29 protein-coding genes and 1 pseudogene are annotated in these 25,667 nt (G+C 73.1%); 15 read left to right on the top strand and 15 right to left on the bottom strand.

Annotated elements, in window-relative coordinates; all coding sequences use genetic code 11:
• The 3 genes from AB8A24_RS16810 to AB8A24_RS16800 form a co-directional block, all read left to right on the top strand.
• A partial coding sequence (locus tag AB8A24_RS16810; protein WP_369476376.1) for a glycosyl hydrolase family 32 occupies positions 1-1,937 on the top strand: 1,937 nt, incomplete at its 5' end.
• Between the two features lie 111 nt (positions 1,938-2,048).
• Positions 2,049-2,876: a serine/threonine protein kinase gene (locus AB8A24_RS16805; protein WP_328965221.1), complete on the top strand. Its 828-nt coding sequence runs from the start codon at positions 2,049-2,051 to the stop codon at positions 2,874-2,876.
• 14 nt (positions 2,877-2,890) lie between these two features.
• The gene (locus AB8A24_RS16800; protein ID WP_369476384.1) at positions 2,891-4,300 is read left to right on the top strand and encodes a serine/threonine-protein kinase; all 1,410 of its coding nucleotides are present in this window, start codon (positions 2,891-2,893) and stop codon (positions 4,298-4,300) included.
• 84 nt (positions 4,301-4,384) lie between these two features.
• On the opposite strand, the gene AB8A24_RS16795 is transcribed toward AB8A24_RS16800, so the two are convergent.
• From AB8A24_RS16795 to hemC, 3 genes are all read right to left on the bottom strand, one after another.
• A complete protein-coding gene (locus tag AB8A24_RS16795; RefSeq protein WP_328965222.1) occupies positions 4,385-4,666 on the bottom strand; it encodes a hypothetical protein in 282 nt (93 codons plus the stop codon).
• Between the two features lie 62 nt (positions 4,667-4,728).
• The gene (locus tag AB8A24_RS16790; RefSeq protein ID WP_328965223.1) at positions 4,729-5,829 is read right to left on the bottom strand and encodes an AraC family transcriptional regulator ligand-binding domain-containing protein; all 1,101 of its coding nucleotides are present in this window, start codon (positions 5,827-5,829) and stop codon (positions 4,729-4,731) included.
• Between the two features lie 477 nt (positions 5,830-6,306).
• Complete coding sequence (gene hemC / locus AB8A24_RS16785) at positions 6,307-7,239, bottom strand: hydroxymethylbilane synthase (RefSeq protein WP_369476373.1); 933 nt, start codon at positions 7,237-7,239, stop codon at positions 6,307-6,309.
• A gap of 489 nt (positions 7,240-7,728) precedes the next feature.
• Here hemC and AB8A24_RS16780 point away from each other — a divergent pair, with 489 nt between their 5' ends.
• Together AB8A24_RS16780 and AB8A24_RS16775 are read left to right on the top strand one after the other, a co-directional pair.
• Positions 7,729-8,946 carry a PP2C family protein-serine/threonine phosphatase gene (locus AB8A24_RS16780; protein ID WP_369476371.1) on the top strand — a complete coding sequence of 406 codons (1,218 nt, stop codon included), beginning with the start codon at positions 7,729-7,731 and terminating at the stop codon, positions 8,944-8,946.
• Positions 8,943-9,623 (top strand): M15 family metallopeptidase, encoded by a 681-nt coding sequence (locus AB8A24_RS16775; protein WP_328965226.1) that lies wholly within the window; start codon positions 8,943-8,945, stop codon positions 9,621-9,623. Before AB8A24_RS16780 ends, AB8A24_RS16775 begins: the two co-directional genes overlap by 4 nt.
• A gap of 31 nt (positions 9,624-9,654) precedes the next feature.
• On the opposite strand, the gene AB8A24_RS16770 is transcribed toward AB8A24_RS16775, so the two are convergent.
• The 3 genes from AB8A24_RS16770 to AB8A24_RS16760 all read right to left on the bottom strand — a co-directional run bounded on the left by AB8A24_RS16770 (position 9,655) and on the right by AB8A24_RS16760 (position 12,870).
• Complete coding sequence (locus AB8A24_RS16770; RefSeq protein WP_328965227.1) at positions 9,655-10,890, bottom strand: cytochrome P450; 1,236 nt, start codon at positions 10,888-10,890, stop codon at positions 9,655-9,657.
• Positions 10,891-10,993: 103 nt separating this feature from the next.
• Complete coding sequence (locus AB8A24_RS16765) at positions 10,994-12,226, bottom strand: FAD-dependent oxidoreductase (RefSeq protein WP_369476368.1); 1,233 nt, start codon at positions 12,224-12,226, stop codon at positions 10,994-10,996.
• Positions 12,227-12,291: 65 nt separating this feature from the next.
• Positions 12,292-12,870 (bottom strand): GNAT family N-acetyltransferase, encoded by a 579-nt coding sequence (locus AB8A24_RS16760; protein ID WP_369476367.1) that lies wholly within the window; start codon positions 12,868-12,870, stop codon positions 12,292-12,294.
• 132 nt (positions 12,871-13,002) lie between these two features.
• Here AB8A24_RS16760 and AB8A24_RS16755 point away from each other — a divergent pair, with 132 nt between their 5' ends.
• Positions 13,003-13,347 carry a peptidase inhibitor family I36 protein gene (locus AB8A24_RS16755; RefSeq protein ID WP_328965229.1) on the top strand — a complete coding sequence of 115 codons (345 nt, stop codon included), beginning with the start codon at positions 13,003-13,005 and terminating at the stop codon, positions 13,345-13,347.
• 51 nt (positions 13,348-13,398) lie between these two features.
• On the opposite strand, the gene AB8A24_RS16750 is transcribed toward AB8A24_RS16755, so the two are convergent.
• The 4 genes from AB8A24_RS16750 to AB8A24_RS16735 all read right to left on the bottom strand — a co-directional run bounded on the left by AB8A24_RS16750 (position 13,399) and on the right by AB8A24_RS16735 (position 16,833).
• On the bottom strand, positions 13,399-13,908 hold the full coding sequence (locus AB8A24_RS16750) for a hypothetical protein (RefSeq protein ID WP_328965230.1): 510 nt from the start codon (positions 13,906-13,908) through the stop codon (positions 13,399-13,401).
• Between the two features lie 115 nt (positions 13,909-14,023).
• Positions 14,024-14,953: a 2-dehydropantoate 2-reductase gene (locus tag AB8A24_RS16745; protein ID WP_328965231.1), complete on the bottom strand. Its 930-nt coding sequence runs from the start codon at positions 14,951-14,953 to the stop codon at positions 14,024-14,026.
• Positions 14,954-15,083: 130 nt separating this feature from the next.
• Complete coding sequence (locus AB8A24_RS16740; protein WP_328965232.1) at positions 15,084-16,025, bottom strand: DMT family transporter; 942 nt, start codon at positions 16,023-16,025, stop codon at positions 15,084-15,086.
• 40 nt (positions 16,026-16,065) lie between these two features.
• Complete coding sequence (locus AB8A24_RS16735; RefSeq protein WP_328965233.1) at positions 16,066-16,833, bottom strand: helix-turn-helix domain-containing protein; 768 nt, start codon at positions 16,831-16,833, stop codon at positions 16,066-16,068.
• Positions 16,834-16,968: 135 nt separating this feature from the next.
• On the opposite strand from AB8A24_RS16735, the gene AB8A24_RS16730 reads away from it, so the two are divergent.
• From AB8A24_RS16730 to AB8A24_RS16720, 3 genes and pseudogenes are all read left to right on the top strand, one after another.
• Positions 16,969-17,808 carry a class I SAM-dependent methyltransferase gene (locus tag AB8A24_RS16730; protein ID WP_369476363.1) on the top strand — a complete coding sequence of 280 codons (840 nt, stop codon included), beginning with the start codon at positions 16,969-16,971 and terminating at the stop codon, positions 17,806-17,808.
• Between the two features lie 18 nt (positions 17,809-17,826).
• Positions 17,827-17,950 (top strand): annotated as a pseudogene (locus AB8A24_RS16725) (helix-turn-helix domain-containing protein); the annotation flags it as partial.
• Between the two features lie 109 nt (positions 17,951-18,059).
• Entirely contained in the window at positions 18,060-18,368 is a 309-nt protein-coding gene (locus tag AB8A24_RS16720; protein ID WP_328965235.1) for a hypothetical protein, read from the top strand.
• Between the two features lie 11 nt (positions 18,369-18,379).
• On the opposite strand, the gene AB8A24_RS16715 is transcribed toward AB8A24_RS16720, so the two are convergent.
• Both AB8A24_RS16715 and AB8A24_RS16710 read right to left on the bottom strand, forming a co-directional pair.
• Entirely contained in the window at positions 18,380-19,288 is a 909-nt protein-coding gene (locus tag AB8A24_RS16715; RefSeq protein WP_369476361.1) for an oxygenase MpaB family protein, read from the bottom strand.
• Between the two features lie 31 nt (positions 19,289-19,319).
• Positions 19,320-19,679, bottom strand: a complete 360-nt coding sequence (locus tag AB8A24_RS16710) for a PRC-barrel domain-containing protein (RefSeq protein WP_328965237.1) — start codon at positions 19,677-19,679, stop codon at positions 19,320-19,322.
• 196 nt (positions 19,680-19,875) lie between these two features.
• Here AB8A24_RS16710 and AB8A24_RS16705 point away from each other — a divergent pair, with 196 nt between their 5' ends.
• Positions 19,876-20,268, top strand: a complete 393-nt coding sequence (locus AB8A24_RS16705) for a hypothetical protein (RefSeq protein ID WP_328965238.1) — start codon at positions 19,876-19,878, stop codon at positions 20,266-20,268.
• A 111-nt stretch (positions 20,269-20,379) separates the two neighbouring features.
• Here AB8A24_RS16705 and AB8A24_RS16700 read toward each other — a convergent pair whose 3' ends face one another.
• Entirely contained in the window at positions 20,380-20,565 is a 186-nt protein-coding gene (locus AB8A24_RS16700) for a hypothetical protein (RefSeq protein ID WP_033224277.1), read from the bottom strand.
• A gap of 170 nt (positions 20,566-20,735) precedes the next feature.
• Between AB8A24_RS16700 and AB8A24_RS16695 the strand changes: the two genes are divergently transcribed.
• Together AB8A24_RS16695 and AB8A24_RS16690 are read left to right on the top strand one after the other, a co-directional pair.
• On the top strand, positions 20,736-21,932 hold the full coding sequence (locus AB8A24_RS16695) for an aromatic acid exporter family protein (protein WP_328965239.1): 1,197 nt from the start codon (positions 20,736-20,738) through the stop codon (positions 21,930-21,932).
• A 14-nt stretch (positions 21,933-21,946) separates the two neighbouring features.
• Positions 21,947-22,333 carry a VOC family protein gene (locus tag AB8A24_RS16690; RefSeq protein ID WP_328965240.1) on the top strand — a complete coding sequence of 129 codons (387 nt, stop codon included), beginning with the start codon at positions 21,947-21,949 and terminating at the stop codon, positions 22,331-22,333.
• Between the two features lie 189 nt (positions 22,334-22,522).
• On the opposite strand, the gene AB8A24_RS16685 is transcribed toward AB8A24_RS16690, so the two are convergent.
• A complete protein-coding gene (locus tag AB8A24_RS16685) occupies positions 22,523-22,915 on the bottom strand; it encodes a nuclear transport factor 2 family protein (RefSeq protein WP_266386088.1) in 393 nt (130 codons plus the stop codon).
• A 121-nt stretch (positions 22,916-23,036) separates the two neighbouring features.
• On the opposite strand from AB8A24_RS16685, the gene AB8A24_RS16680 reads away from it, so the two are divergent.
• From AB8A24_RS16680 to AB8A24_RS16670, 3 genes are all read left to right on the top strand, one after another.
• Positions 23,037-23,480: a MarR family transcriptional regulator gene (locus tag AB8A24_RS16680; RefSeq protein WP_328863924.1), complete on the top strand. Its 444-nt coding sequence runs from the start codon at positions 23,037-23,039 to the stop codon at positions 23,478-23,480.
• Positions 23,481-23,584: 104 nt separating this feature from the next.
• Complete coding sequence (locus tag AB8A24_RS16675) at positions 23,585-24,268, top strand: class I SAM-dependent methyltransferase (RefSeq protein WP_328965241.1); 684 nt, start codon at positions 23,585-23,587, stop codon at positions 24,266-24,268.
• A gap of 45 nt (positions 24,269-24,313) precedes the next feature.
• Entirely contained in the window at positions 24,314-24,676 is a 363-nt protein-coding gene (locus AB8A24_RS16670) for a hypothetical protein (RefSeq protein ID WP_328965242.1), read from the top strand.
• On the opposite strand, the gene AB8A24_RS16665 is transcribed toward AB8A24_RS16670, so the two are convergent.
• Entirely contained in the window at positions 24,654-25,577 is a 924-nt protein-coding gene (locus tag AB8A24_RS16665; RefSeq protein WP_328965243.1) for a helix-turn-helix transcriptional regulator, read from the bottom strand. The genes AB8A24_RS16670 and AB8A24_RS16665 overlap by 23 nt on opposite strands.
• Between the last annotated feature and the right edge of the window lie 90 nt (positions 25,578-25,667).

Here is a 25,667-nt window from a genome sequence, read left to right as displayed (position 1 = left end):
CCAAGGCCGATCCACCGCACCGGTGGATCGGCGCCGGACCGTTCACCCACGTCCACGATCCGTCCGTACCGGGCCGCCGGCGCGACCTCAACGACCACACGCTGATCAAGGCGAACGGCCGATGGCACCTGTTCAGCATCGTCGGCGACAGCGTGCCGGCCGGTCAGTCCCCGGACAGCGGGGCCGAGGTCTCCTTCGCCCACGCCTCCGCGCCCGATCCGTACGGTCCGTGGACCCCGCACGCCGACGCGCTGACCGTCGACCGGTCCTACTTCGGCGAGGAACACCTGTGGGCCCCGCACGTGATCGAGGCGGGCGGCTCGTTCTGGATGTTCTACGCCGCGGGAGGCCGCGACGGCGCCGCGATCAACCTCGCCACGTCCCCCGACCTGTTCACCTGGACCCGCGTCCCCTCCGGCCCGCTGTTCCGCGGCATCGCGGCCCGCGACCCGATGGTGCTGCGGATCGGCGGCGAGTGGGTCATGTACTACACCGAGCTGTCCGCCCCGCACGGTCGGCACGTCGTCGCCGTGCGCCGCTCCACCGACCTGCACAACTGGAGCCCGCCCGGGACCGCCTTCGCCGACGCGAGTACGGACACGACGCTGTCGGTCACCGAGTCGCCGTGCGTCGTCGAGCGGGACGGCTGGTACCACCTGTTCATCGGTCCGCGCGGCGGCTACGAGGGTACGGACGTCTTCGCGTCCCGGAACCCCTTCCGCTTCGGCCTCGACGGTTACGCGGGCCATGTCGCCGGCCACGCGGTCGAGGTGATCGCCGACGGGCCGCGATGGCACGTGAGCGCGGCGGGCTGGTTCCGCCAGGGCCTCTACATGGCCTCCTTGGACTGGCGGGACACGCCGCCGCCGTGGCAGAGCGCCGACAACCCGGTCGCCGGACTCGACGTGGACGGCCGGCTGACCGTGTTCGCGCTCGATGCCGGGGACCGCTCGGTGCTGCGGCGCGTCCAGCTCGACCCGGACTCCGACACCTGGTCCCCGTGGGAGCCCTTCGGCGGGCCGGCCGGGGCGGTCCCCACGCTCGGCCGGAACGTCAACGGCAGGCTGGAGGTGTTCTCCCTCGCCCCGGGCGGGGTCAACCTGCACCACCGGGCGCAGCGCCCCGACGGTGGTTGGCACGACTGGGAGGAGTTCGGCGGCCCGGCGGGCGCCGCCCCCGCCGTAGCCCGCGGCGCCGACGGCCGACTGGAGGTCTTCGCGCCCGCCCCCGGCTGCGCCTCCCTCGCGCGGCGCCGGCAGTGGTCGCCCGGCTCGCTGACCTGGGACGCGTGGGACGGAGCGTTCGGCGGCCCGGTGGGTGCGCCTCCGGTCGTCGCCGCCAACGCCGACGGGCGGCTGGAGGTGTTCGCCCTCGCACCCGGCGGCTCCGCCGTCCACCACCGGTGGCAGGAGGCGCCGGGAGGTGCCTGGGCGGCGGCGTGGAACACCTTCGGTACGGCGGCGGCCACCGCCCCGCGCGTGGCCCAGGACGGCACGGGCAGGCTCAACGTCGTCGCGATGGCCCCGTCGGGCCTGGCGGCGTTCCAGCGGCGGCAGACCGTACCCAGCGGCGGCTGGGACGACTGGCAGCACCTCTTCGGCTGGACCGCCGCGGCCCCGACGCTCGCGGCGGCTGCCGACGGCCGGCTGGAGGCCTTCGCCCTGTCCCCGGGCGGAGCCCGGCTGGATCGCCGCCGGCAGCTCGACGCCGGTGGAGCCTGGGCGGCGGGGGAGGAGTTCGGCGAGCCCGGAGTCCCGCTCGTCGGCCCGCCCACGGCCACCGTCGACGCCACCGGACGGCTCCACGTCCTCGCCGTCACCGCCGATGGCCGGATACGCACCCGCGTCCAGGAGCGGCCGAGCGGCGCCTGGCGCCCGTGGAGCGCCTTCGGCGAACGCCAGGTCGCACCGCTCCGGCCAGGCTCTCCCACCTACTGAAGCCACTCCGGGGCGCCCGCGGAAATGGCCGATGTCCCACCGTGCAGCCACGCTTCCAGCCGGTAACGTTCCCAGTCCGACGTCTTGTCAACACGTCGGACAGGGGGAACGGTGAGCGGCATAGTCGTGCATCTGCCGCAGGGGAGCGGCGGCGCCGTCGACGGGGAGCCGGGCGGTGACGCGGTGACCTTACGGCTCGGTCCGGGCGAGGTCGCACGGTTCGGGCGCGGGTCCTCGACCACACCGGTCGAGCTGCGCCTCGCCGACGAGGCGATCTCCCGGCTGGCCGGGGAGATCCGGGTCACCGACGACCACTGGCAACTGACCAACCACAGCAGCACCCAGAGCTATCTCGTGGAGAACCCGGAGGGGGCCGGCGAGTACCTGCGGGTGTCGCCGCGACGGGCCGGGGCGCCCATCCCCTTCGAGTTCGCCCGGGTGGTGCTGCCCACGCGCCGCGGCACCACGGTCTCCTTCCAGGTGTACGCACCCGACCACGTCTACCTGGACCCGCCCGGCACCGGCGGCAGTTGGGCAAGCAGCACGGTCACGGCGTACTCCCTGGACGAGACGGCCACCTACTTCCTGGTACTCGTCGCGCTCTGCGAACCCTGGCTGCGCGACCGGTCACCCGTCGCGGTCCCCACCACCCCGCAGGTCGTCGAACGCCTGCGCGGACACGCCACCGGCGGCCGGCTCACGGCGCGCGCGGTCAGTTCGCACATCGACTACCTGGCCGACGAGAAACTGCGGATCGGTGTCCCGGCCGGTGCCTCCGCCGCACCCGAAGCCGCCGGCCGTGCCGGTACGGGTGCCACGGACCGCCGTAACGGCAAGCGGGACGCGGTCGTCGGGATCGCCCTGCGGTTCGGCATCGTGCGGGAGGAACACCTCTCGCTGCTGCCGCCCCGGGCCGAATCGGGCGCACGGGGACGGTAGACGACGTGACGCGGGTGCAGGGTCTGGGTGCCTCGTGGGACAGCAGCCACACCGAACTGCTGCCGCCGGGCCATCGGGTGGGCGACTGGGTGGTCACCGATCCGATCGGGGCAGGCGGTTGGGCGACCGTCTACGCCGGCCGCCGGGCCGACGCACCGGCGGCGCGGGCCGCCGTCGGACGCGGGGAGTCCGCCGAGGTGGCCCTGAAGATCATGCCGACCGCCGGACTCGCCCCGCGCCAGGCCCGGAACGTGGCCGAGGCCGCCCGGCGCGAGGTCGAGATCGGAGTTCGCGCAGGGCACCCGCGGCTCGTCCGGCTGCTCGACAGCACCGTCCTGAACGCGCCGGACCACCCGGCCCTGGACGGCGCCGTCGTGCTGGTCATGGAGCGGGCCACGGGCAGCCTGCGGGACCTGCTCGACGCCGGGGCGACCGAGGCCGAAGGCGGCCGGCTGATCGCCGGGATCTGCGAAGGGCTGGCCCATCTGCACCGCGTCGGCTGGGTGCATGCCGACCTCAAGCCCGAGAACGTCCTCATCGGCCAGGACGGTTCGGTCAAGCTCTCGGACTTCGGGCTCGCCACCGAGCTGACCGGTACGCACGGGTACGCGCCCCCGATGGGGACCCTGGACTACCTGCCGCCCGAGCGCTGGAAGGCCCCGCTGGGGGAGCGCGGCGTGGAGATCCGGCCGAGCGCCGACATCTGGGCCCTGGGCATCGTGATCCACGAGGTCTTCGCATCAGGCGCCCCGCTGTTCCCCGGAGCCACTCCGGTGGCGCGCGGAGCGGCCGTCCAGGAGTACGCCGCAGGGCGGGCGCCGCTGCGCATGGCCCACGGGATCCCGGAGTTCTGGCGGGCGCTGGCCGCCGACTGCCTCGCCCCGACGCACGCCGCCCGCGCCGCGCACACCGCCGAGAGCCTGCTGGAGCGGATCACCGCCCAGCGCGCCGGTGAGACCGGTTCGGCCCGCCGGAACCGGCCGGGCCGCCTCGGGCGGACGGCACGGGTCGCCCTCCTCGCCGTCGCGGCGGTCGGGGCGGTCGGCTCCGCCCTCTGGTCGTACGCCGCCCGGGAGACCACCGAGGAACCGCCCCGCCGGATCCGGGTGTTCAACGCCGAACGCGTCTGCCAGGACCGGACGGACCGGGACCCGCGGTGCAGTCTCGGCCTGGCGGTCGACCCCATGCGGCCCTACACCGCGGGGAACGTCGTACCGACCCGGGTCTGGCACGCCGACGTCCTCGACGCCGACTGCCAACTGCCGCGCGGCGAGGCCGTCATCGACGAGTCGGACCTGCGGTCCACGCACTGGTTCCGGGTCCGGCTGCCAGGCCCGGACCCGGACGCCAGGGCGTGGCTGCCGGCCGTACGGACGAAGGACCGCCCGGAACTCCCCAGCTGCCCGACGCCCATGAAAAGTTAGGCCCCATGTCCTTGGCCTCTTGGTTGCACGACGAGGGAGACGGGCGGCAGGTATGACCCCGACGAGCGGCAGCGCAGGGCATGTTCAGGGAAGCGTGGAGCGGGTGGCCACGCGCGACGGGCGCACCCTCCACGCCATGGTCCTGGCCGGACCCGAGACAGGTGCCGGAGCCCCGACCGTCGTCTTCGAGGCGGGCGCCGCGGGCAGAGCCGCGGCCGCGGAGACGCTGTCGTAGGCGGGGACGGTGTGGCGACGCCGTGGATCGCGGGGCTTCGGGTACGGGGTGAACGCCGCCGTGGCCGCCGCCGCACCGTGCACCCGCATCGCCTCGTCCGAGATGGAGGCCGTGGTGAGGGCCGCGACCATGGCCGGTCACCGTGCGGGGCGGTGGCCGCCCTTCCGTGCCGAGTTCTCGATCATGCGGCCGATCATGTCACGGGCCGCGCCACCGGAGCACGGCTTTCCGGAGCGGGCTCCCCGGACCTGCCGGCCGGGTCCGCGCGACCGGTTCGGCGCAGGACGGCGGGCGTGGTGCCGTACCAGCGCCGGACCGCCCGCCGCAGGGCGCGCGCGTCGGCGTACCCGCTGCGGGCGGCGATCGCGTCGATGCCGAGGTCGGTGCCGTGCAGCAGCCGGGTGATGTGGTCCCGGCGCGCGGCCTCGACCTCGTTGCTCCACGTGGTGTCGTGTTCGTCGAGGCGGCGCTGGAGGGTCCGCGTACTGACGGCCATCCGCCGTGCCACCGCGGGCAGCGTGGGAACGGTCTCGTCGTGGACGGAGGCCAGCGCGGTGCGGAAGAGGTCCAGCCAGTTGTGCAGGGGGACTGCGGCGGCGAGGGTCTGATCGGCGTGTCTTCGCAGCACGTTCGACAGCCCTGGCTGCGCGTGCGGCGTCGGCCCGGTCAGGTCGGAGGCGAGGAAGGTGAGGGAGCTGCTCGGGGCCCCGAACTCGATGTTGGCGGTGCCGTACAGCTCGATCAGGGCGTCGTGCCGGCGGGGTGCCCTGGCGACCAGGGTGACCCGGAGGGGGACGAGACGGCGCTGTGCGGCCGCGCTGAGCCGCCGTTGGTACAGGCCGAGCGCGAAGGCGCGGATGGCGCAGGCCGGTTCGTAGTTCTGATCCGCCTCGTTGACATGGCTGAGGACGATCTGCTCGCCGTCCTCGGTGATCCGCAAGGTGTCGGTGCTGGGGTCGGCGAGCACCGCGAGGTAGGCGGCGGCGTCCCGGATCCCTTCGAGCGGAGTGGGCGCCGAGGTGATCAGGTAGTCCCAGACGCCGAAGGTACCGACGCCCGACTGCTGGGCCAGCAGCAGTGCCAACTCGGTCCAGGGAACGCGTACTGTCGTCAGTTCCGCGATGCGGATGCCGGTGGCCGCGGGCGCCCGGCACAGGTCGTCGTTGAGATGCTCGGGCGCCAGGCCCAGCAGGTGCGCGTACCCGTGCGCGGGTATGTCGAACAGGCGCGCCGCGGTGACGCTCAGCCGGGTGATGGCCGAGGAGGTGGTGCCCTGGTGTGCTTCCGTGATCACAGGGGCTGAGCATAGACGAGCGGGAAATGCCAGGTCATCCGCCCGGTATGGCGCCGGACGTCCCCAACTCGGCGTGTGGAGTCCCCCCGTGGCGCGGACGGTCCCCTGGCCGGCGTGAGCTGCCCTGGGCCCGGCGGTTCGCGCGGCCCTAGCGTGGTGATCGTCCCCGCGGGGTGCGGACAGCCGGACCGCGGCCGGGTGCACCGCACCGAAGAGCCGCCGTCCGAAGGCGACGTGCCCCGCGGGGAAGCTGCCGCTGATCCGTATCACGAGGAGTGCCCGTGGAGTTGACCCGAGACGATTTCGCGCTCGCCGCTTCGGTGCCGGCTCCGGCGTGATGTCGGCCGGGCCCGGTGAACGCACTGTCCTGGACGGGGGTCTGGGCAGTGCGGGGTACCGAGTCCGGCCGGGCACGGCCCACCGCCCGGCGGCCCGTGCCCGGTCCGTCCGGACGCACCGACCCGCACGGGGGTGGGGTCAGTGCGGAATGCTGTCGATCAACTCTCGAGCACCCTGGCGGAGGAGCGCGACGGCGACGGACGTGCCGAGGGTGGCCGGGTCGAGGCGGCCCGCCCACTCGTGCGCGTTCAGGACCTCCTTGCCGTCCGGTGAGAACACACAGGCGCGGAGGGAGAGATCCCCTCCGCGTTCCGCCCGCGCGTACCCCGCGATCGGGCTGTTGCAGTGGCCCTGCAGGACGTGCAGGAGCATCCGCTCGGCGACCGTCTCGCGGTGCGTGTCCGGGTGGCCGAGGGCGCTGACGGTGTCGATGAGCCCGCCGTCGTCCTCCCGGCACTGGAGCGCGAGGACGCCGGCGCCGATCGGCGGCATGAGGGTGTCCACCGGGACGATCTGCGTGATGACGTCCGCGCGGCCGATGCGGTGGAGGCCGGCGACGGCCAGGAGGAGCGCGTCCGCCTCACCCGCGGCGAGCTTCTCCAGGCGCCGGTTGGCGTTCCCCCGCATCGGTACGCACTCCACGTGCGGGTACGCGGCGGCGAGCTGGGCGATCCGGCGCACGGAGGAGGTCCCGACGCGGGTGCCGGGCGGGAGCCGGTCGAGGGTGAGCCCGTCCGGGTGGATCAGGGCGTCACGGATGTCGTCGCGTTCCAGGAACGCCGCGAAGACGGTCCCGGCGGGCAGTGGACGGTCGGCCGGGACGTCCTTGACGCAGTGCACGGCGAGGTCGGCCTCACCGGCGAGGATCGCGGCGTCGACCTCCTTGGTGAACGCGCCCTTGCCCTCGACCTGTGAGAGGTCTCCCATCCACTTGTCGCCGGTGGTCTTCACCGGCAGGACGGTGGTCCTGATCCCCGGGTGGAGCGCGGCGAGCTCGGCGCGGACGCGCTCCACCTGGGCCAGGGCCATCGGCGAATCGCGGGAGACGATACGGATCAGATCAGCGGGCATGCGGGCACGATACGCCCTCGGACCGTGCCGGCGGGCATCGACGCCAAGGGCCATGGCCCTTGGGGGGAACGGAAGTTGGCGGACTCGGGAACGTGTTCGAGGGACCCGAAGCGCCACGGCCGGCCGCCCGCGGACCGAACGGCCCACGGCGTCGTTCCGTCCCGCCGAGCGCGCCCGGACACCCGAGGGGGTGTCCGCAAAGTCCCGCCTGCCCCGCGACGCCTGGCACCGTACCTCGCCGCGTTGTCGGGGTGCCCGAGTACGTCCAGTACACGGGCGCCCCTCCGCCTTGCGATGCACGGCACCGGACGCCGCGGGGCCCGCCCTTCGGGCGGCCGGCGCCACTTTGCGGACACCCCCTAGGGGCGCGGCGCGCGGGCCCGTGCCCCGTACTCCTGGTGGAATGGCTGCTTCGGCGGTCCGTGGCGAGGAGGTCCGTTGTCGGAACGTGGCGGGAGGCGCACCGGGCCCGCGGGTGGGCCTGAGGGGTTGTGGGCACGTGTCCGGGCGGCCGAGGCCGCCGTGGGGCAGATCGGTACGACGCTCGACGCGGTGACCACCTGCCAGGAACTGGCCGGATTCCTGTCCCGGAACGTGTGCGACGCGGCCGCCGTGGACCTCCTGACGGAGGACGGCGCTTCCCACCGTGCGGCGACGGCGGGGGCCGTGGGGCTGCTCACGGCAGGGGCCGGTGCATCGCCCTCGGTACGGGCCTCCGACGGCGGGCACCCGCTCTCCGAGTGGGCGACGGTCGCCGGCGGCGTCCCGGTCCACGTCCTCTCCGTCCCGCTGCCGGACGGGGACCGGGTCCACGGAACGGTGACCGCCGTACGGGCCCGGGCGGGGTTCGGTGACCACGAGGCGGCGACGGTCCACTTCACGGCCCGGCTGGCGGCGGTGCACCTGGCGCACGCGCGGCAGCTGGCCGCCACGGAGGACACCGTCTCGCACCTCCAACGGGCGCTCGTGGCGGAGCCGGGCCGGCCGCACCCCAACCTGGAGGTGGCCGGCCGCTATCTGCCGGCCGGCCCCCGGGCCCTGGTGGGCGGCGATTGGTTCGAGACGATCCGCCTCCACTACGGCCGCACCCTGCTCGTGGTCGGAGACGTGATGGGCCACGGACTCGACGCGGCGGTGGACATGAACGCGTACCGCTCCACCCTGCGCGACGTGGCCTCGACGGACCTCGCCCCGCACCGCGTCCTGCGCCGGCTCGACGCCCTGGCCGCCGAAGACGCGGCCCGCAGACCCGCCACCTGCCTGCTCGTACGCGTCGACCCCGCACGCGGCGTCGCGATGTTCGCCGGCGCCGGTCATCTGCCGCCGGCGGTCTTCGGGGCCGACGGCTCGGCCTCGCTGGTCGACCTCCCGGTCGGCCCGCCGCTGGGCACCGGCGTCGGCGGCTACGAGGCCGTCACGCGCGCGATCACCCCGCAGGAGACCCTGCTGATGTTCACCGACGGGCTGGTGGAACGGCGGGGCGAGGACATCGACGTCTCCCTGGCCCGGCTGGTGGGAGTGCGTCCCCCCGTCGGGGCCGGGGTGGACGCGGTGGTGGACGCCGTCGTGGCGGGCCTCGACGCCGACCGCGCGGAGGACGACGTCGCCGTACTCGCCGCCCGGGCCCGCCCCCGCCCGCCCATAAACCCCGGGGCCGTAGCCTCCGGCATGCCTGGAGAGGCGGGCGAACCTACGGTGGAACGGTGAGCCATCGCCTCGCCTGCGTCGCCCTGACCGGCACCCTGTGCGCGACGGCGTTGTCATGCACAGGGACGAGGTCCGAGTCGCACGTCCAGGTCGCGCCCGAGCCGGTGGCGAAGACCCTGTCCGCGCACGTCACAGCCGTACCCCCGGAGAAACTGGGTACCACCCACCGCCCCGGATGCCCCGTGCCACCCGAGCGGCTGCGCCTCGTCCGGATGAACCACTGGGGCTTCGACGGCAAGGTGCACAGCGGCGAACTGGTCGTCCACGAGGACGCGGTCGCCCCCGTGCTGCGGGCGTTCGGAAAGGCCTTCGCCGCCCGTTTCCCGATCCGCCGCATGCGGGTGATGGCCGAGTACGGCGGCAGAGACGGCGCGGCGATGGCCGACGACAACACCTCCGCCTTCAACTGCCGGCAGGTCACCGGAGACCCGGGGCGGCTGTCCCGCCACTCCTGGGGCGACGCCATCGACATCAACCCGGTCGAGAACCCGTACGTCGACGTCCGCGGCACCAGCCATCCCCCGAACGGCCGCACCCACCTCGACCGCGACCGCCCCCGCCCAGGGATGATCACCCCGGACGGGGCCGTCACCCGGGCCTTCCGGGAGATCGGCTGGTACTGGGGCGGCCGCTGGAGCCCCCCGGACTACCAGCACTTCTCCGAGGAGGGCGGCTGACACCGGTCCGGCAGGGGCGACACCGTCGGCCTCAGCCGCCCGGGGTGAAGGTCACCGGTAGGCTCTCGGGACCGCGCAGCCCGCCCGGGCGCCGACGGATCCCGTCCGGGTCCGTGGCGAGGGCGAGCCCGGGGAGCCGGCGCAGGACCGTACCGATGGCGATCTGGCCCTCCAACCGGGCCAGCGGAGCCCCCAGGCAGTAGTGGATGCCGTGCCCGAACGCGAGGTGGGCGTTGTCCTGCCGGGTGATGTCGAGGCGGTCGGGGTCGGGGAACCGCTTCGGGTCGCGGTCGGCGACCGCCGAGCCGATCAGTACGGTCGCGCCGCGCGGGACGGCCACCCCGGCGATCTCGACGTCCTCGCGCGCGAACCGTGCGATCCCGGGGCTGACCGGGCCGTCGTAGCGGAGGAACTCCTCGATCGCGCCCGGCAGCAGTCCGGGGTCGGAACGCAGCAGGTCGAACTGGTCCGGGTGGGCCAACAGCGTGGCGATCCCGGTGCCGATCAGATTGACCGTGGTGATGTAACCGGCCACCAGCAACAGGAACACCATCGCGATCAACTCGTCCTCGCTCAGGCGCTGTTCCGCGTCGCGAGCGGTGACAAGGCCGCTGAGCAGGTCGTCGCCGGGGTGCGCCCGCTTGGTGTGGACGAGCCCGGTCAGGTACGCGCGCATGTGCTGCCACGCCTCGTTCACCACGGCGGGATCGGGCGGCTCCGTGCCCCGCCTGAGCATCCGGTCGGTCCAGTCCTGGAAGTCGTGGCGGTCGTCCACCGGAACCCCGAGCAGTTCGCTGATCACCGTGACGGGGAGCGGAAGCGCGAAGTCCGCCACCAGGTCGGCGCGGCCGGCCGGGACGATCGCATCCAGCAGACCGTCGGTGATGGCCTGGATCCGCGGCCGCATCTCCGCCACGCGGCGGGCGGTGAACGCCTTGGAGACCAGGCGACGCAGTCGGGTGTGGTCGGGCGGGTCGCTGCGGAGCATGTTGCTCAGCATCGAATCGCTTTCGGTGTCGGGCAGTTGCCGCAGGAGTCGACTGTCCGAGGCGTCGCGTACGTCGCTGCTGAGTCGGGAGTCGGACAGGGCCGCGAGTCCGTCCTCGTAGCGGGTGACGAGCCAGGCTTCCAGGCCGCCCGCGGCGACGACGCGGCGCACGGGACCGTCCTCGCGCAGTTGCCGGTACAGGGGGTACGGATCCGCGAGGAAGGCGGGGTCGGCGTACGGCAGGAGGGTCGGCCGCTGCTCACTCGTGTGCTCACTCATGATGCCTCCCGAGCGCGTCTTCCTTGCTGTGGAGAGCGAGGTTATCCGCCCTACCCTCCCGATACGTCGCTTTTCGGCCTACGGCGAGGTGGGTGGGTCGAGGTCAGCGGAGCGATTCCTTCGGGGGGCGCTCGCGCAGGGCTCCGTAGGCGAGGAAGTAGGCGGGCAGCCGGTTCAGGCGGCGCGAGTCGGTGAGGAGCTCGGTCAGCCGCTTCGCCCGCTCGGGATCTCCGAACGCGGCACGGCCGGCCAGCAGCGGTCCGATGACCTTGGCGTGCGCGAGGCGCTGGAGCCCCTGCGTCGCCACGGTGGTGGGCAGCCGCCGGCACTGCACACGGCGTACGTCCCGGAGCCCCACGGTGCCCTCGCGCAACGGGCCCACCAGGTGACGGGCCGCGGCCACCGCGTCCTGCACGGCGAGGTTGATGCCGATGCCGAACACCGGCGACATGGCATGCGCGGCGTCCCCGATGCACAACAGCCCCGGGCGGTGCCAGCGGCGCAGCCGGTCGAGCCGTACGTCCAGCAGTTTGACCTCGTCCCAGGAGGTGACGGCATCGGCCCGGTCGGCCAACCAGGGCACCGCCTCCGTGAACTGCCCCATGAACGACTCCAGGCCCTCGGCGCGGCGCCCGGCGTCCGAGCCCTTGGGGATGAGCGCGGCGCACTGCCAGTAGTCCCCGCGGTCGATGAGGGCGATGAACAGCCTGTCCCCGATGCCGCCGACGAGCCCGCTGGGGTCCTCCTCTCGCCGCGGCATCCGGAACCACCAGGCGTCCATGGGGCACGGGAACTCCTCCAGCCCGAGCTCGGGCAGCGCCCTGGCCAGCGAGCCGCGCCCGTCGCAGGCCACGGTGAGCGAGGCCCTGAGCTCGCCGGTGTCGCCGTCCGCGGTCCGGTAGCGCACGCCCGTGACCCTTCCGCGCTCGACGAGGAAGGACGTCGCCTCGGTGTTCATGCGCAGATGGAAGGAGGGCTCGTGGCCCGCTTCGTCGGCGAGCAGGTCCAGCAGGTCCCACTGCGGCACCATCGCGATGTAGTTGTACTTACCCCGCAGCGCCCCGATGTCCCCGACCGTGACGAGGGACCGGTCCGGCCCGATGGGCAGCTGCACCGAGCTGACCCGTCGCTGCGGCAGCCGGGCGAAGCGCTCCGCCAGGCCGATGTCGTCCAGCAGCGACAGGGTGGACGGGTGCACGGTGTCGCCGCGGAAGTCGCGCAGGAAGTCGCCGTGCTTCTCCAGCACGGTCACCTCCACCCCGGCCCGGGCCAGCAACAGGGCCAGCACCATCCCGGCGGGCCCGCCGCCCACCACACAGCAGGTTGTCCGTTCCACGCAACCCACTCCCTTCGCCGACCTCGGGTGGCCTCCGGACGACGTATACCGCACCCGGGGCGCGGTCAGCGGCAAGGCGGGGGAGCCATCCGGGTTCCGTACGGCGGCCCCGCGGACCGTGTACCGGACCAGGCGGTGATCCAGTAGCGCCGGGCGGGACCGTGTTCGGTGTCCTCGACGCCTTCCAGGAGGCCGCCGTGTCGCTCGATCGTCTTCACCGAGGCGAGGTTGTCGACTTCGCACACCATCAGCACCCGGTCCAGGCCGAGCGCCCACGCCTCGGTCAGCATCCGGCCCAAGGCCCAGGTGGCCAGCCCGCGCCGACGCGAGGACGGCCGGATCCCGTAGCCGATGTGGCCGAACCGCAGCACCTGGTCGTCGAGCCCGTGCCGCAGCGCGATCCCGCCGAGCACCCGATCGCCCTCGACGATCCATCGGTAGGTGCAACCCCTGCCGGTCCCCGCCGCTTTCGGACCCGATCCGTCGGCCAGCCGCGCGACCCACGTCGCGAACCCGTCCGGGGAGTCGACCTCGTCGGCCAGCTCCAGCCCGAATCCGTCCTCGTGGAGGCCGGGGCCCCACTCGGTACGGGCCTCCAGCCAGGCGGAGTGCAGGCGGGTGGTGGGCGCGATCAGTTCAGGCATACGGCGACGATACCGATCCGGGCCGGTCGGGGAGATGTGGTGAAGAGGCCCGGCGAATCGGGTGGTTACCGCCCCGGCCGGCGCCCGGGCGAGGACGATGAGGAGACGAACGGTACGAAGAGGAGGCTCCGCATGAGGGCACGTCACTTACGCACCTTGACGGTCGCCGGCGCGGTCGCGCTGGTCTCGCTCGTCTCCACCACACCCGCTCAGGCCCTGCCCACCTGCCCCGCCAACGCGATCTGCCTGTGGCGGTACCAGGACGGCACCGGGGACCTCTATGTCTGGCGGGGCGGCTACGTGAACCTCCCCAGCAAGTTCGTGGACCACGTGGGGTCGTTCCGGGCCAACCGGACCGGGGCCTTCATCGACTGGGCGACCGGCAAGGACTGCCGGCCGGTCCGCGTCGGCGACTACGCCAGCAACTACAGCGGCCGCTTCGGCTCGAAGATCGACGCGGTGGGTGACAACTGCTGAACCCGCGAGGGGCGCGCGGTCAGGTGCGGCCAGGTGCGGTCCGGGCTCAGTTCAGTAGCGCAGGGCCGTACCGGTCTGCGCCGACACCGTGCCCGACAGTTTGTGCGTACTGCGGGCCGTTCCCTGCCCCGTGCCCTTCCCGGCGACGTCCGTGATCGTCACGACCACGGTGTCGACGAGGTTGCCGCTCTCGTCCTTGAACTCCACCTGCACCGCGAAGGACTTCGTCGCGTCGTCGGTGTTCCGGGCCGTCACGGGGACCGTCGTGTACCCGTCTCCGTCGGTGGCCACCGCACCCAAGGACACCTGGTCCTTGGCATCGACCCCGTCCTTCACCTCGGCGAGCTTGTCCTTCGCCACGGCGGCGGCCGACTCGGCGGCCTTCCCGGCCTCGGCGGCGGCCGACGAGACCGCCTCGCCCGCGGACTTCACCGCCGACGCGGCGCTCGACACGGCCCCGGACGGGGTGCCGTCACCGTCGGAACAGCCCGCGGCGCCGAACGCCACCACCGACAGCACCACCGCACCTGCCGCACCACGCATCCACGCGACCGCCGTCACCGTGCCTCCATGGGTGTTCCGGACCTTGGGACCTCCCAGTCAAAGGCCCGGCGGCCCGGATGCCCAATGGTCCGGGCATCCGGGTGAATGCCTAAGGCGGCCGCGGTCTCGGACCTCAAGGGCGTCCGGCGGCGAGACGGTGTTCGTGGACCCGCAGCTGGAGGGCGGCGAGGTCCAGCAGGGGAGTGGCCACGCCCAGCGCGCGGGCGCGCAGGGTGAGGTCGGTCAGGACGTGGTCGGCCTCCGTCGGCGCTCCGGCGACGAGGTCGCGGTACAGGGACGGGGTGAGCGGAGAGCCAGGGGTCGTGACGGTCGAGGTGGTGAAGGCGAGCTCCGCATCGGTCACCGGGTGGCCCGCGGCCTCCGCCACCGCCGTGGTCTCCGAGATCAGCGCGGCGGCCAGGGCGGCCCCGCCCGGAACGGCGTTCACCTCGCCGACCGTGCCGCGCATCAGACAGGTCAGGGCGACGAGCGTGGAGATGAAGACCCACTTGTGCCACATGGCCGCGACGATGTCCTCGGTCGCCGGCGAGTCGATACCGGCCTCGGCCAGCACGCCGCGGATCGAGTCCACCCGGGCCGACGGGCGTGCGTCGAGCTCGCCGGTCAGGATCACCGCGGGCGGAGCCATGCGGAGGATGTCGCCGTCGCCGTTCAAGGTGGTGACCACCTTCGCGACACCGCCGAGGACCGCTCCGGCTCCGAGGCGCGCGACGAGCGCGTCGAGGTGGGCGACCCCGTTGAGCAGGGGCACGACGGCGGTGTCCGGGCCGATGGCGGGTTCGATGTCCGCCAGGGCCGTCCGCAGGGCGGTCGCCTTCACCGAGAGGAGCACCAGGTCGTACGGTCCGCCCACGGCGCCGGCCGTCACCAGACGTGGCGTGAGGTCGAGCTCCTCCCCCTGGCCGACCACGCGCAGGCCGCGGGCCTCCAAGGCCTTCGCACGGGCCGGTCGCACCAGGAAGGAGACGTCCTGACCCGCTGTCGCGAGCCGCGCGCCGAAGAAGCCGCCGACGGCGCCGGCGCCGACCGTGAGGATCCTCATGAAGGGGTGCCTTTCGTGGGAGGTGCGGTAGCGGTGGTGAGGCGGAGGGAAGGTGAGGCGGAGGGAAGGTGAGGCGGAGGGAAGGTGAGGCGGAGGGAAGGTGAGGCGGAGGGAAGGGGGAGCGGTTCGGTCAGGTCCGGCCCGCACCGAGCGGGCTGTCCTCGGCCGGAGTCCGGGCCGAGCGCGGCGCGTACCGGGAGACCGCCACGCCGGCCAGGCAGAGCACCCCGCCGAGGAGGGTCAGCCAGGCCGGCACCTCGCCCAGGAGGGCCCAGCTCAGCAGCACGACGATGGCCGGGACGGCGTACGTGGTCGCCCCCAGCTTTCCGGCGGGCATGCGCGCCAGGGCGTAGGTCCAGGTGGTGAACGCGAGGGCGGTCGGGACCACACCCAGGTAGACCATGTTCAAGGTCGCGGACATCGGCGCCTCGGGCAGTTCCGCGAACAGTTGGCCCGAGAAGGGCAGGCAGGCCACGGTTCCCGTCAGGCAGGCGAAGGTGGTGACCTGCAGGGGAGTGCCGTAGGAGAGCGCGGGTTTCTGGGCGATGACGCCGGTCGCGTACGCCACCGCCGCGAGCAGGCAGAGTACGACGCCGAGCACCGACGTGGAGCCGCCGTCCCCGGACGACATGGACAGGCCCACGACCACCGCTCCGGCGAAAGAGACGGCCATGCCGACCAGGAGCCGCGGGGGCAGTGCCTCGCCGAGGAGGCGGGCCGCGAGGAGCGCCATGAGGATCGGCCCGGTGTTCACCAGCAGCGACGCGGTGCCCGCGTCGACCAGTCGTTCACCCCAGTTCAGGACGATCGTGTAGCCGCAGAACCACACGACACCGGACACCAGGATCCCGCGCCAGGCCTCGCGGGGCGGCAGGCCTTGGCGGCTGATCAGGAGCAGCGTCACGAGGACCAGGGAGGCCGCCAGCAGCCGGCCGAGGGCCAGGGCGCCGGGCGAGTACGCGGCCCCCGCGCTGCGGATGGAGACGAAGGCGGAGGCCCAGGCGAACACCGTGAAGGTGACGGCGCCGACGGTGAGGACGCCGGGCGGGATCGAACTCGAGCGGAACGTCATGAGCCCACCCTACGACCGCAACATTTCGGTGTCGACCGAATTAATGCGTCTTCCTGCCCGGAGCCGCAGCTGAGCTCCACGCCTCCGGCGTGAGCCCCAGCAGTTCGCCGAAGGCCCGTTCCCCTGCATCGGTCACCTCCAGCGCCCGCCCGCCGCCCGTCGGGCGCACCACCCACTTCTCCGCGGACGCCCGTGCGCACAGGCGCGCCCCGGCGAGGCCGCCCAGGTGGCGGCGCCGCTCGGTCCAGTCCAGGCAGGAGCTCGCCAGCCGCCTGCGCCCCTCGCCGGCCAGGCTGATGCCGGCGTCGGCGCACCAGACCCGGCCGGCCTCCGTCAGCTCGAACACGTCGTCCGTGCGCAGCAGTCCGCGCCGCTCCATCGCGTCGGTCACCGCCATGCCGAGCCGCCCGGCGAAGTGGTCGTAGCAGGTCCGGGCGCGGGCCAGCGGGTCCGGTGCGGCGACCACGGGCACGGCGTGCGCCGCGTCCCGGTCCGGCACGGCGTGCGAGGCGAGCTCGTCGAGCAGGCGGGCCGTCGCGCCGTCGGCGATGCGCACATAGCTGTGGCGGCCCTGCCGCTCGGTCACGCAGATGCCCACGTCGAGCAGCCGGGCCAGATGGCCGCTGATGGTGGAGGGAGCCACCGAGGTGATGCGGGCCAGCTCGCCCGCGGTCCAGGCGCGCCCCTCCAGCAGCGTCATGCAGATCGCCGCCCGTGTCTCGTCGGCCAGGGCGGCGGCGAAGGCGGCCAGCAGCGCCGCGGGGGCCGCTCCACCCGCGGGCGTCGATCCGGGATGCGTCTTGTTCATACGTCCAGGATGCCCCATGATTTCGGTAAACAACGAACGATCGGTGCGCGATGAGGTCCACTGTCGCGACCAGGGGTTCGCCCGCCACACTGAGGGCTGCGGGGCAGAACGCCCCCGTCACGAGGAGGTGGTGGGGTGTTGTCGTCGGGTGATCCCACGGAGCGGCCGTTCCCGGTCGTACGGCCCGAGGTGTGGGAGACGTACGGGCCGGCCGATCTCAGCGCCGTTCCGGTCTTCGCCGGAGGGTTCATCAACTTCGGCTACTGGGAGGCGGTCGACCTCGGGCAGTCGCTGTCGCAGGGCGACCGGATCCGCAGCGAGCAGGACCTCTACCGGCACGTGCTCGACGCCGTGGCCCCCGAAGGCGGCAGGGCCGTCGAGGTCGGCTGCGGGCTCGGTCTCGGGTGCGCGCTCGCGCTGGAGGAGTACGGGCCCGCGGCCGTCACCGGGGTGGACATCCATCCCCAGCAGCTCCAGCGGGCCCGCGAAGCCAACTCCCCGCTCCTCGCGACGCAGCCGCACCGGCTGACCTTCGCGCTCGGGGCCGCGGAAGACCTGCCGCTCGGCGACGCGGAGTTCGACTGCCTCTACAGCGTCGAGGCGGCGCAGCACTTCCCGGACCTGACCGCCTTCGCCCGGGAGGCGGCGAGAGTGTTGGGCCCGGGTGGCCGGGTGGCGGTCACCAGCTTCTTCACCGTGGAGGGCGCGCCCGAGCCCGCGAAGCGGCTCGCGGGGCTGCTCGACTCCTTCGCCAGTGGCCTGGACATCGCGCGGCCGGTGTCCCGGCTCACCGATGCGCTCACCGAAGCCGGCTTCGCCGACGTGCGGGTCGCCTCGATCGGTCCGCAGGTCTGGCCGGGCTGGGACCGCTGGCTCGCCCGCCTCTGGGCGCCGGGCACCTGGCCCCGGAACTTCCTGGCCGCCTGGGAGCAACAGATCCTGGACTACTACCTGGTGACGGCCGCCCGCCCGTAGTCCGTATGCCGTAGCCGCGTGTTCGCCGCGCTCGCCGACAGCACCCGCCGCGAGGTGCTGCGCCTGCTGCGCGAACGCGGCCCGCAGCCCGCAGCCCGTCCAAGCCTTGGCGGACCACTTCGACATGCGCCGCCGGACGGTGAGACATGACCCATGAACCCGGCCCCGCACCCGGCCACCCGCCTCTTCCTCGTCCACGAAGGCTGCGGGCGCGGGCCGCCCTTGTCAGTGGCTCCGCCTATTCTTCCGGCATGTCAGTGAACATCGATCTTGCCTTCACCGTCACCGGGGTCGCCGACGAGCCGCAGGCCTGGGCGATCGTCCGCGCCCTGCAGGAGCTGATGCACGAGGAGGACATAGCCGCTCAGGTCACCATCGGCGTGGCGGTGGACGACGACGGCTCGTACTTCGTCTCCGGGGACTCCGACTTCCCGCTCGGCATCTCGCGCTTCTACCTGTGGCAACCGCACTTCGAGGGGGTCTTCGCGGCGACGGTGGCCGCCGTGGCGGCCGGAGCCGCGCCGGAGATCCGCTGGGGGTACCCGGACGAGGAGTACTGAGAGAGCCGCTGTCAGTCCGGCAGGGGCGGCGGGGGAGGCGGGGCGGCCGGGGGAGCGGGGGGCAGCGCCCAGCGGATCGCCCGGGTCACGGCGTGACCGCCGGCGCGGGCGGCCGGAGGCGGCATCCGGGCGGCCGCGGGCGCGTCCTCGGCCACGGCCGACCTCGCCCAGGGCGGAAGCAGATCCACGGCCGCCGCCGCCAGCAGCGCGTACGGCAACCGGGCGGCCCCCGGCAGCGGGGGATCGCTCAGCAGGAACCGGGCGGTGTCCCGGGAGGCCGCCGTCGGCCGGAGGTCGGGCCGGTACCGTGCCATCCGCAGAGCCAGCTCGCGCACGCTCTCCGGCGGCCGGTCCGCCCCCAGGGCGCGGGCCACGCGCGCCGTGTCGGCCAGGTACGCGTCGCAGCCCGCGGCGTCCAACGGGCGTTTGCCGTACCGCTGGTGGGCCCGTAGGAAGCAGTCCGCCTCGGCGATGTGCACCCAGGTCAGCAGCTCCGGATCATCGGCCCGGTACGGGACGCCGTCGGCCGTACGCCCCCGGACGCGCGCGTGCACCTCCCGTACGAGGGTCACCGCCGCCTCGGCGTCGGCACTCGTACCGAACGTGGTGACGGCGAGGAAGGTACTGGTGCGGTTCAGTCGCCCCCACGGGTCACCCCGGTATCCCGAGTGCGCGGCCACGGCGGCCATCGCGAGCGGGTGCAAGGACTGCAGCAACAGGGCGGCCAGCCCGCCGACGAACATCGAGGCGTCCCCGTGCACCCGCCGCACCGGCCGATCCGGGGCGAACCAACGAGGTCCGGGCGTCGTGTGGATCCGCGCCCGGTTCCGGGGCCCGTCCGGCCCGGCGACGCGCAGGAAGACCGCCTCACCGGCTTGCCGCCTGATCCGCTGGACCGTCGTGGCCCTCGCCCTGGCCATAGGTCCAGTATGTGCCGGTTCCGGCCGTGGATCACAGCCAGCGGGGCGGGATGATGCCGTAGTAACCGCCCAACAGCTGACGGTAGTCGGTGCTCTCCAGGTGCTGGTCCCGGATGAACTCCGGGGCGTCCTTGACCTGTTCCCTGGTCAGTCCGACCCGGATCCGCTTCTCCTCCACGTCGATACCGGTGACGGTACCCGCCGGGAGGAGGACCTCCTTGCCGAAGATCCACGGGCCGGTGTCCACGACCAGATAGGCCGATCCCGCCTCGTCGGAGTGCTTGTCGACCTTTCCGATGGTGCCGTCGGCGGCCTCCACCTTGTAACCGGCCAGGTCTACGTCCGTGATGCGGTCGACGGTGACGTGGTAGGCCCAGACGTTCTCAGACATGAGTGAAACAGCTCCTCCATCGATCCGTGTCCGTCGCGGCGCGCATGCCCCGTGCGATCGCGGCTACACGTCCGTACCCCGATCCGGGCTGACTGCCCGTGAGGAGCGGCCGGGGCAGGGCCTGGTGAGGGCCTGGTGAGGGCCTGGTGAGGGCGAACTCCCGCGCCGGTCCGGGGCTCGGGGCTACGCTCCGCAGATGGAACGCGCAGAGGTACTCAAGCGAGTGATCGGCATCCTCACCGACGCCCAGGACATCCGCCGGGCCGCCGAGGCGGGGGAACTCGACGAGGACGGCGACGGCGGCGAGGACGGCGCCGGCTCGACACCGACGGCCGGTGTGGCCACCCTGCTCCTGAACGAGATGCTGCCGTCGATCAGGGTGCCGGCGGACGCCTCTCCCCAGCAGGTGGCCGCCCTCGTGGCGGAGGCGCTCGGGCCGGCCCTGCACACCATGGTCTCGGGCTTCAGCCTGGCGTTCACCAGCCTCGCGATGGTGCACGACGGCGGACGGACGGACATCTCCTCGATCGAGGTCCTCCAGGAGCTCGCCCTGGAGATCGAGGCGGGGACCTACGACGAGGGCGCGTAGCACCTCGCCGCCGGTCCCGGCCCCGGCTCCGGCCCCGCACCGGTCGCCCTTGGGTGGGCGGGCGGACAGGCCGTCCGCCGCCGCCCGGGCCGGCCTGCCTGCCGGAGTCCGTTACTCCGCGTCGTCGTCGCTCGTACGGGTCGTCTTCCGCTCCTGTCGCCGCCTCAGTTCCTCGGGGCTCTTGCCCTCGACCCGCTTGCTGGCCTCGGGGTGCACCGGGTCCGGACCGGGATGATCCTGCGCCTGCTCCGCGCGGCCCTCTCCCGACTTCTCACGCCTGTCCTGCGTACCCTCCATGGCTGTTTCTCCTTCGCGGTCGCGTCTCTCGTCGACAGGAACTGCCCCGGACATCCACCGCCTACCCGCGAACGGCCGGGGTGACCTCCTCCTACGGCCCATCCTCGGCCGATCGGGGCCCGGCGGCCACGCCATGCGTCATCCGGCCCAGCAGCGGGAAGGCGCCCCGCATGCCGGAAACGATCACCAGTCTCGCCACCCGTGTCGCACGCCGCCGCCGTGAGCCGGTCGCCGTCCAAGCCCTGCGCTCCACCGCCGCGGCCGTGATCAGCTATGTCGTCGCGCTCCGCCTGAGCAGCGAGCCACTCCCACTGACCGCGCCACTGACCGCTCTGCTCGTCGTCCAGGTCACCCTGTACTCCACCCTCACCACCAGCATCCGCCGGGTGAACTCGGTGGTCGTCGGCGTGCTGATCGCGATCGGCTTCAGCGCGCTGGTGGGTCTGACCTGGTGGAGCCTCGGGCTGCTGATCCTCGCCTCGCTGGTCGTGGGCCACCTGGTGCGCGTCGACGAGTTCGTGCCCGAGGTCGCGATCAGCGCCATGCTCGTCCTCGGCGTCACCCAGGTCACGGACACCGCCTGGGACCGGGTCCTGGAGACGATCATCGGCGCGGTGGTCGGACTTTTGGTCAACCTGCTCCTGGCACCGCCCGTGTGGGTCGGCCCGGCCGGAGCCGCGATCACCGACCTCGCCCGGCGCATGAGCCGGCTGCTCGACCACCTCGGTGAGGAACCCTCCGGACCGGCCAGGGTCGAGCAGGCCGCGGCCCGGCTGCACGAGGCACGCCGCCTCGACAACGACATCGCCCAGGTCGACGCCGCCCTCCGGCAGGCCGAGGACAGTCTCCGGCTCAATCCGCGGGTCAAGGAAGGGCTGCTCTTCAGGCTCGTGCTGCGGACCGGCCTGGACACCCTGGAGATCTGCGCGGTCGTGCTCCGCGTGGCCTGCCGGACGCTGACCGACCTGGCCCGGGCCCGCCCGGACGGGCCGCTCTTCGACCCCCCGACCGCGGTCGCGCTGCGGGAGGTGCTCCGCCACACGGCCGTCGCGGTGGAGAGCTTCGCCCAGCTGATCACCGCGCAGGTCAGCGCCAACGCGGAAGAGGCGGAGGCCCGACTGACCGGCGAACTGGCCGTCGCCCGGGCCCACCGCGACCGGCTCGCGGCCCTGCTGCTGGCCTCCGCCCGCGAGGACCCGGCACACTGGCAGCTGAGCGGCGCGCTGCTCACCGAGATCGACCGGGTCCTGGACGAGCTGGGCGTGGACAAGCGCTCCCAGCGCCTGCTGGAGGAACTCGACCAGCACACCCGCACCCGGCGCAGGCGCTGGAAGACGCTGAAGCGGCCGCGGCAGGACGCCGCGTGAGGGAAGGCGGGGCCATGGTGCACGTACTGGGCAGCAGGGTTCTGTTGCGCCCCACCGACCCCGAACGCTCGCGCGCCTTCTACGGCGACACCCTGGGACTGGCGATCCACCGCGAGTTCGGCACCGGCCCCGAGCGCGGCACGGTCTACTTCCTCGGCGGCGGCTTCCTCGAACTGTCGGGCCGCGCCGAGGCGCCGCCCGCGCCGGGCCTGCGGCTGTGGCTCCAGGTCGAGGACGCCCAAGCGGCGTACGAGGAACTGCGCGGCCGGAACGCCGAGGTGCTGCGGCCTCCCCGGCTCGAGCCCTGGGGCCTGATCGAGATGTGGATCGCCGACCCCGACGGCGTGCGGATCGCCGTGGTGGAGGTCCCCTCCGATCACCCCCTGCGTTTCCGCCCCTGATCCGAGGCCGGGCTCCGGGAACCGAGGATCCTGGTGCTGTGACCGGAAAGGTCCACCGGGTCACGGCGCCCGGTACGGTACCTCGCCGCGTTGTCGGACCACGGAAGTACGTCCGGTACGGCCCGCCCCTCCGCCTCGCGATGCACCGCACCGGACACCGCGACCCGGCAAACCTTTCCGGCCACAGCACTAGCGGGCGCTGCCCAGGTCGCGGTCGGACTCGGATCCTTCGAGCATCAGGGTGGTCTCCTCGATGCGGCTGAACCGGCCGTCGGGCGCGAACTCGCCGAACAGGTAGACCTCGGTGCGCACCGTCGAACCGTCCGTCTTCGTGACGTGGACGGTGTGCCGGTCGGCGTACTTGAGGCCGTCGTACAGCTCCTCGTGGACCTCGACACGGCCGTGGTCGACGACGGTGCGCAGGTGGCTGATGTGCTCGATGAAGCCGGCCCGGTCCGCCCACTCGCCGTCCGTGCGCTGGCGGTACTCCGGTGCGAAGTGGCGGTCGGCGGCCTCCTGGACGGTGAGGTCGCGGTTGAGGAGCAGGTCGGTGAGGGCGGCGGTGATACCGGTGCGGGTCATGGGAGTGCCTTTCGATGCGGATGCGGAATGCCGGTGTCGAACGGATCGCAATGCGTGCGTGGCGCACGCACTTCGAAAACCATAACAGTGATGCGTGCGCGGCGCACGCTATTCTTTTGGCGTGGACAACGAGATCGGGCAAGAGATCGCGGACGCGCTGGGCATCCTGCTCAAGCGCACGACCCGCGCGCACCTGCACCAGCGGCTCACGGAAGGCATGGGCGAGGCCGTCGACGACGTGACCTACCCCGTGCTCAGCGCCCTGGCCCGGACCGGCCCCCGCAGTGCGGCGGACCTGGCCCATGACGTGGGGGTCGACCGCTCCGGCGTGACCCGCCGCGCCTCCCGGTTGGAGACCGCGGGCCTCATCCGCCGCGAGCCGGACCCCACCGACCGGCGCGCACACCTCCTCGTCCTGACCGAGGAGGGGCGGCTCGTCGTCGCGGAGCTGCGCGCACGCCTGGCGGACCACATCACGACGAGCCTCTCCTCCTGGCCCCCCGGCGAGGCCGAGACCTTCGCCCGCCACCTGCGCCGCTTCACGGCCGAAGGGCCCTTCGTCTAGGTCGTCTCCTTCGGATCCTGCCGGGCGGGCCGGGCCCGGCAAGATCCGGAAGAGACGGCCCGGGGGCGGTCCGGGCCCGCCGCGGCAGGAGTAACGTCCTGCCCGTGGCGGAACACCAGGACCAGACCAGGGCGGCCTATGACGGGGTCGTCGAGCTCTACGCGTCGCTGTTCGCCGATCGGCTGGAGACGCAGCCGTTCGCGCGGGCCATGCTCACCACCTTCGCGGAGCTGGTGCGCGGGACGGGCAACCCGCGGGCGGCCGACGTCGGGTGCGGGCCCGGGCATCTGACGGCCATGCTCCATGACCTGGGACTGGACCCCTTCGGGATCGACATCTCCCCGGGCATGATCGACCACGCCCGGCGGGCCCGTCCCGCGCTCCGGTTCGACGAGGCGCGGATGGAGGTCCTGCCGGTCGAGGACGGCGCGCTCGGCGGCGTCCTGGCCCACTACTCGATGATCCATACGCCGCCCGGGGAACTGCCCGCGCTGCTCGCCGAGCAGGCGCGCGTCCTGGCCCAAGGGGGCCTGCTCATGGTCTCGTTCTTCGCGACCGACGGACCGGAGCCGATCCGCTTCGACCACAAGGTGACGCCCGCCTACAGCTGGCCGGTGGAGCGGTTCGCCGAGCTGCTGGCAGGTGCCGGGCTCACGCCGTTCGCCCGGCTGATCCACGACCCGGCTTCCGAGCGGGGCTTCCTCGACGCCCACCTGCTGGCCCGCCTCGCGCCGGCCGCGAGCGGGCCGAGGACATCCGGGTCCGGCTACTCACCCACTTCTGAGTAGCCGCGCCCAGGCGGGGCCGCCCGCCGCCCGCCTAACCTCCGTTCCATGAGCTTGGTGAAGGAACCGGTCGAGCCGGAGCAGCAGACAGAAGTAGAGCCGGAGCAAGAGCCGGTGGCGGAGCCGGAGCGCAGGGGCACGGCGTCACTCGCCCTGGGAGCCACCGCCGTGGCGATGCTCGGCTGCCCGTTCCTCCCGGAGGAACTCCCGCCGTGGATCCGCTTCTTCCCCCTCTACCTCGTCCTGCCCGTCGCGATCATGGCGCTCGTCTGCGGCCTCCCCGACCTGTGGGCCATGCGGGGCGACGAGGCGGCCGCCCGTGGCCGCGCGCGGATCGGGGTCGCACTCGGCACGGTGGCCACCCTGGTGCCGATGGCCGCATGCCTCCTCATGGTTCAGCTCCTGGAGTGAAGGTCACCCGGGCGGACATGGCGACGCGTCGGCCGAGGAGCCCCGCACCGGCCGGTGCCGTCAGTCGTTCCAGCTCCTGCAGGCGCTCGCGCGACTCCTGGTCCAGCGGTACGTACGTCACGAGCCTCGGGCCGGTGCGCGGTCCGAGCCACAGGTTGTTGTGTTCCAGGTACAGCATGCCCACGTGCGCGTTGCGGATGTACTTCGACTTCGCGACCTGCCCGCCGACCACCTCGTGGCGGGCCCACACCTCCCGGAACTCCGCCGACGCCCCCTCCAGCCGGGCCAGCAGCGTCTTCCACGCGGGCTCCGCCAGGTGCTCGGCCATCGCCGCCCGGAACCGCGCCGCCATGATCCGGTGCGTGCTCGGCAGGTCGACCACCGATTCCTGCCACTCCGGGTCGGTGAAGGCGAGCCACATGCAGTTGCGCTCCTCCGGCCGCTTGCTGTCCAGGTCGCCGAGCAGGCGCCCGTAGGTGGCGTTGTAGGCGACGATGTCGTACCGGCTGTTCTGGACGCACGCCGGGATGTGGCCCAGCTGGTCGATGATGGCTCGCACGGACGGCGTCACGCTGGGGCAGACCGCCGGCTGCACCGGGTCGAGGCTCCCGGCCAGCGAGAACAGGTGCTCCCTCTCGCTCACATCGAGCAGCAGTGCCCGCGCGACCGCGTCCAGCACCTGCCCCGACACCTGGATGTCGCGCGCCTGCTCCAACCACGTGTACCAGGTCACGCCCACCGACGACAGGTGCGCGACCTCCTCACGGCGCAGCCCCGGGGTCCGTCGGCGCGGCCCGCGCACCAGCCCGACCTGCTCGGGAGTGATCCGCTCACGGCGGGTGCGTAGGAACTCGGCCAGCTCGTGCCGCCGAACGTCGCTTACGGGAGCCACAGTGGTCATGATCCCAGCCTGCCGCACCGCCCATCCTGTTGCCAGGTAGTCCTGGTACCCGGATAACGACACTCTGGTACCCGTCTGACAGCCGGGAGA

The sequence above is a fragment of the Streptomyces sp. BF23-19 genome (assembly GCF_041106355.1).
GTDB lineage: Bacteria > Actinomycetota > Actinomycetes > Streptomycetales > Streptomycetaceae > Streptomyces > Streptomyces virginiae_A.
Note: the sequence above shows the minus strand (reverse complement) of the source record. Positions and strands in the feature narration are given on the sequence as shown.

Coding starts and splice junctions, on each gene's coding strand:
- AB8A24_RS16795 (WP_328965222.1), bottom strand. CDS start 4,666: ATGGTCGCGGCCCTCACCACGGCCTCCATCTCGGACGAGGCGATGCGG.
- AB8A24_RS16670 (WP_328965242.1), top strand. CDS start 24,314: ATGAGCTTGGTGAAGGAACCGGTCGAGCCGGAGCAGCAGACAGAAGTA.
- AB8A24_RS16760 (WP_369476367.1), bottom strand. CDS start 12,870: ATGCCTGAACTGATCGCGCCCACCACCCGCCTGCACTCCGCCTGGCTG.
- AB8A24_RS16695 (WP_328965239.1), top strand. CDS start 20,736: ATGCCGGAAACGATCACCAGTCTCGCCACCCGTGTCGCACGCCGCCGC.
- AB8A24_RS16700 (WP_033224277.1), bottom strand. CDS start 20,565: ATGGAGGGTACGCAGGACAGGCGTGAGAAGTCGGGAGAGGGCCGCGCG.
- AB8A24_RS16735 (WP_328965233.1), bottom strand. CDS start 16,833: ATGAACAAGACGCATCCCGGATCGACGCCCGCGGGTGGAGCGGCCCCC.
- AB8A24_RS16720 (WP_328965235.1), top strand. CDS start 18,060: ATGTCAGTGAACATCGATCTTGCCTTCACCGTCACCGGGGTCGCCGAC.
- AB8A24_RS16705 (WP_328965238.1), top strand. CDS start 19,876: ATGGAACGCGCAGAGGTACTCAAGCGAGTGATCGGCATCCTCACCGAC.
- AB8A24_RS16755 (WP_328965229.1), top strand. CDS start 13,003: ATGAGGGCACGTCACTTACGCACCTTGACGGTCGCCGGCGCGGTCGCG.
- AB8A24_RS16665 (WP_328965243.1), bottom strand. CDS start 25,577: ATGACCACTGTGGCTCCCGTAAGCGACGTTCGGCGGCACGAGCTGGCC.
- AB8A24_RS16710 (WP_328965237.1), bottom strand. CDS start 19,679: ATGTCTGAGAACGTCTGGGCCTACCACGTCACCGTCGACCGCATCACG.
- hemC (WP_369476373.1), bottom strand. CDS start 7,239: ATGCCCGCTGATCTGATCCGTATCGTCTCCCGCGATTCGCCGATGGCC.
- AB8A24_RS16745 (WP_328965231.1), bottom strand. CDS start 14,953: ATGAGGATCCTCACGGTCGGCGCCGGCGCCGTCGGCGGCTTCTTCGGC.
- AB8A24_RS16740 (WP_328965232.1), bottom strand. CDS start 16,025: ATGACGTTCCGCTCGAGTTCGATCCCGCCCGGCGTCCTCACCGTCGGC.
- AB8A24_RS16715 (WP_369476361.1), bottom strand. CDS start 19,288: ATGGCCAGGGCGAGGGCCACGACGGTCCAGCGGATCAGGCGGCAAGCC.
- AB8A24_RS16685 (WP_266386088.1), bottom strand. CDS start 22,915: ATGACCCGCACCGGTATCACCGCCGCCCTCACCGACCTGCTCCTCAAC.
- AB8A24_RS16770 (WP_328965227.1), bottom strand. CDS start 10,890: ATGAGTGAGCACACGAGTGAGCAGCGGCCGACCCTCCTGCCGTACGCC.
- AB8A24_RS16690 (WP_328965240.1), top strand. CDS start 21,947: ATGGTGCACGTACTGGGCAGCAGGGTTCTGTTGCGCCCCACCGACCCC.